We start from the raw sequence: 4,017 nt of genomic DNA on the forward strand, positions 1-4,017 counted from the left end.
GGACTCGACGCCTGGATCGACATCCTCGACGGACCCAACCCGCGCATCGGTCACCGTCCCCTCGACCCCCGCAAGGACACCGTGGCGACCGTCCGCACACTCCGGCGCACCCTGCCGCCCGACAGGACCGAGCCGCTGCTCACCGGTCTCCCCGCCGCCTTCCACGGCCGGGTCAACGACGTGCTGCTCGCCGGGCTCGCCCTCGCCGTGGCCCACTGGCGCAGGAAGCACGGCGGCAGGGGCGCCTCGGTCCTGATCGATCTGGAGGGACACGGCCGGGACGAGGACCTCTTCCCCGGCACGGACCTGTCCAGGACCGTCGGCTGGTTCACCGCCATGTACCCGGTCCGGCTCGACGCGGGCACCGCGGGCTGGACCGACGAGCGCGCCGCCGCCCAGGCGATCAAACGGGTCAAGGAACAGCTCAGAGCGGTGCCGGACCCGCTGACCTACGGCCTGCTCCGCCACCTCAACCCCGATACCGCCGAGGAACTGGCGGACCTGCCCGCGCCCCAGATCGTCTTCAACTACCTCGGCCGGGTGGCGGTCGCCGAGGACGACTGGAACCTCGTGACGGCAGGGCTCGCCGAGCTCGGCGGGCACGACCCGGAGATGCCGGTCTCCCACGTCCTCGAGATCAACGTGACCGCCTACGACCGCGCGGACGGCCCGCACCTGGAGGCCGTCTGGACGTGGCCGGACGAGGTGCTCACCGGAGCCGAGGCCGAGGAACTGGCCGAGACCTGGTTCGACGCCCTCGGCGGGCTCGCCGCCCACGGCTCCGGCGGATACACGCCGAGCGACCTCCTGGTCGACCTGAACCAGGACGAGATCGACCGCATCCAGGCCGCGTGGGAGAAGCGATGACGCAGATCCAGGACATCCTCCCGCTCTCGCCGCTGCAGCAGGGCCTGTTCTTCCACGCCCTCCACGACGAGCACGACGTCTACACCGCCCAGGTCACCCTCGACCTGGCCGGTCCCCTCGACGCGGACCGGCTCCGGCGGTCGGCCGCCCGGCTGCTCGAACGCCACCCCAACCTGAGGGCGGCCTTCTGGCACGAGGACGTCAGCCGGCCCGTCCAGGTCGTCCCGGACCGGGTGGAGGTGCCCTGGCGGGAGGTCTCCGGTCGGGACCCGGAGACGGTGGCCGCCGAGGAGCGGGCCCGCCGTTTCGACCTGGCCCGGCCGCCGCTGCTCCGGTTCGTTCTCGTACGGCTCGCGCCGGACGCGCACCGGCTGATCCTGACCAACCACCACATCCTGCTCGACGGCTGGTCGACGCCGATCCTGATCACCGAGTTGCTCGCGCTCTACCTGGGCGTGGAGGCGGCGCACGCACCGCCGTACAAGAACTACCTGGCCTGGCTCAACCGGCAGGACCGTACGGCGGCGCGGGAGGCGTGGGACCGGGCCCTCGACGGGCTGGACGAGCCCACCCTCGTCGCGCCCGCCGCCACCGTCCCCGTCCCGCCGGAGAAGGCGCGGATCGAGCTGGACGCCGAGCTGACCCGCACCCTCACCAGGCTCGCCCGCCGCCGCGGGGTCACGGTCAACACCGTGCTCCAGGGGCTGTGGGGCATCCTGCTGTCCTGGCTGACCGGCCGCGACGACGTGGCGTTCGGCGCGATCGTGTCGGGCCGGCCCCCGGAACTGCCCGGGGTGGAGCACATGGTGGGCCTGTTCATCAACACGGTCCCGGTTCGGGTCCGGCTCCGGCCCGACGAACCCCTCGGCGAGCTGCTCGAACGCCTCCAGGACGAGCAGGCCGAGCTGCTGCCCCACCACCACCTCGGCCTGACCGAGATCCACCGCGGCGCCCTGTTCGACACCGTCACGGTCCTGGAGAACTATCCGTTCGACCCGTCCGCGGCGGACGCGGCCCTCGGCGACCTCCGCCTGACCGGCTTCGGCTCCACCGACGCCCACCACTACCCGCTCGCCCTCGCCGCCGTCCCCGGCGACCGGCTCTCGCTCCGCCTGGACTACCGGCCCGACCTGTTCACCGCGGACGAGGCGGAGCGGCTGCTCGGCCGGATGCGCTCCCTGCTCACCACACTGGTGGACACCCCGGACATCCCGGTCGGGCACATCGGCATCCTGGACGCCGCGGAACAGCGCCGGATCGTCGAGGAGTGGAACGACACCGGCGAGCCGCTGCCCGGCCGTACGCTCCCCGCCCTCTTCGAGGCCGCGGTCGCACGGAACCCGCAGGCCACCGCGCTGGTGGACGGCGAGACGGTGCTCACGTACGGCGAGCTGAACGCCCGGGCCGACCGTCTGGCGCGCGTGCTGCGAGGGTACGGCGTGGGACCGGAACGCCTGGTAGCGCTGGTGCTGCCGCGCTCGGCGGGCCTGGTCGTGGCGGCGCTGGCGGTGGGCAAGGCGGGGGGCGCCTACCTGCCGGTGGATCCGGGCTATCCGGCCGAGCGGATCGCGTACATGCTCGAGGACTCCGCCCCGTCGCTGGTGATCGATGAGGCGTTCCCGGTCCGGGCCGACGCGTCGGCCCCCGGAGAGGATCTTCTCGGAGCCGGAGCCGGAGCCGGAGCCGGAGCCGGAGCCGGAGCCGACAGCGACGGCGACGGCGGCGACGGCGACCGGGCCGAGCTGCGGCACCCGGCTTATGTGATCTACACCTCCGGCTCCACCGGACGCCCCAAGGGCGTGGTCGTGACCCACGAGGGCATCGCCGCGTTCGCCGAGTCCCAGCGGGACCGGCTCAAGGTCGGTCCGGACAGCCGGGTGCTGCAGTTCGCCTCGCCGAGCTTCGACGCCTCGGTGATGGAGATGCTCATGGCCTTCGCCGCCGGGGCCGCCCTCGTCATCCCGCCCGCCGGGGTGTACGGCGGGACCGCCCTGGCCGACGTGCTGGAGAACGAGCGGATCACCCACGCCCTGATCCCGCCCGCCGCCCTGGCGGGTGTGCCCGACGCCCCCCTGACCGGTTTCCGGACCCTGGTGGTCGGCGGCGACGCCTGCGGCCCCGACCTGGTGGACCGCTGGGCCCCCGGCCGCCTGATGATCAATGCGTACGGCCCCACCGAGGCCACCGTCGCCGCCACCATGAGCGGCCCCCTGTCGCCCGGCGAGATCCCGCCGATCGGTTCCCCGCTCCGGGACGCCCGGGTGTACGTGCTGGACGCGTGGTTGCGGCCGGTGCCGGCGGGGGTGGCCGGGGAGCTGTATCTGGCCGGTCCGCAGCTGGCGCGGGGGTATCTGGGGCGGCCGGGGTTGTCGGCGGAGCGGTTCGTGGCCTGTCCGTTCGGGGAGCCGGGTGGGCGGATGTATCGGACCGGGGATCTGGTGCGCTGGCGTGCCGACGGGACGCTGGACTATCTGGGGCGTACGGATCAGCAGGTGAAGGTCCGGGGGTTCCGGATCGAGCCGGGGGAGATCGAGGCGGTGATCGCCCGGCATCCGGGGGTGTCGGCGGTGGCGGTGATCGCGCGGGAGGACCGCCCCGGGGACCGGCGGCTGGTGGCCTACGTGGTGCCTGCGGGTGCGGGCCGTCCGGCGGCGGCGGATGAGGCCGGCGGATCGCTGACCATGCCCGCGTCGCCGGAAGGGATCGGGGAGCACCCTTCCCCGGAGGAGATCCGGGCTTTCGCGCGGGAGACGTTGCCGGAGTACATGGTGCCTTCGGCGGTGGTGGTTCTGGACGGGCTGCCGGTGACGCGCAACGGCAAGTTGGACCGGGCGGCCTTGCCCGCGCCGCAGGGTGGGGGCGGTCAGGGGCGGGGGCCGCGGACGCCGGTGGAGGAGATTCTGTGCGGGGTCTTCTGTGAGGTTTTGGGGCTGGATGCGGTGGGGGTGGAGGATTCGTTCTTCGCGGTGGGCGGGGATTCGTTGCTGGCGACGCGGTTGGTGAGCCGGGTGCGTTCGGTGCTGGGGGTTGAGGTTTCGGTGCGGGCGGTGTTCGAGGCGCCGTCGGTGGCCGGGTTGGCGGTGCGGGTGGCGGAAGGCGCCGGGGAGGTGCGGCCGGGGGTACGCCCGGGGGAGCGTCCGGCGGTGCTGC

2 protein-coding genes are annotated in these 4,017 nt (G+C 73.6%); both read left to right on the forward strand.

Annotation, left to right across the window (positions count from 1 at the left end; translation table 11 throughout):
• Positions 1-867, forward strand: an 867-nt coding sequence (locus tag Plo01_RS39675; RefSeq protein ID WP_239317971.1) for a condensation domain-containing protein, incomplete at its 5' end; no start/stop codon positions are given.
• A partial coding sequence (locus tag Plo01_RS39680) for a non-ribosomal peptide synthetase (RefSeq protein ID WP_203895971.1) occupies positions 864-4,017 on the forward strand: 3,154 nt, incomplete at its 3' end. The genes Plo01_RS39675 and Plo01_RS39680, both read left to right, overlap by 4 nt.

Source organism: Planobispora longispora (genome assembly GCF_016863135.1).
Lineage (GTDB): Bacteria > Actinomycetota > Actinomycetes > Streptosporangiales > Streptosporangiaceae > Planobispora > Planobispora longispora.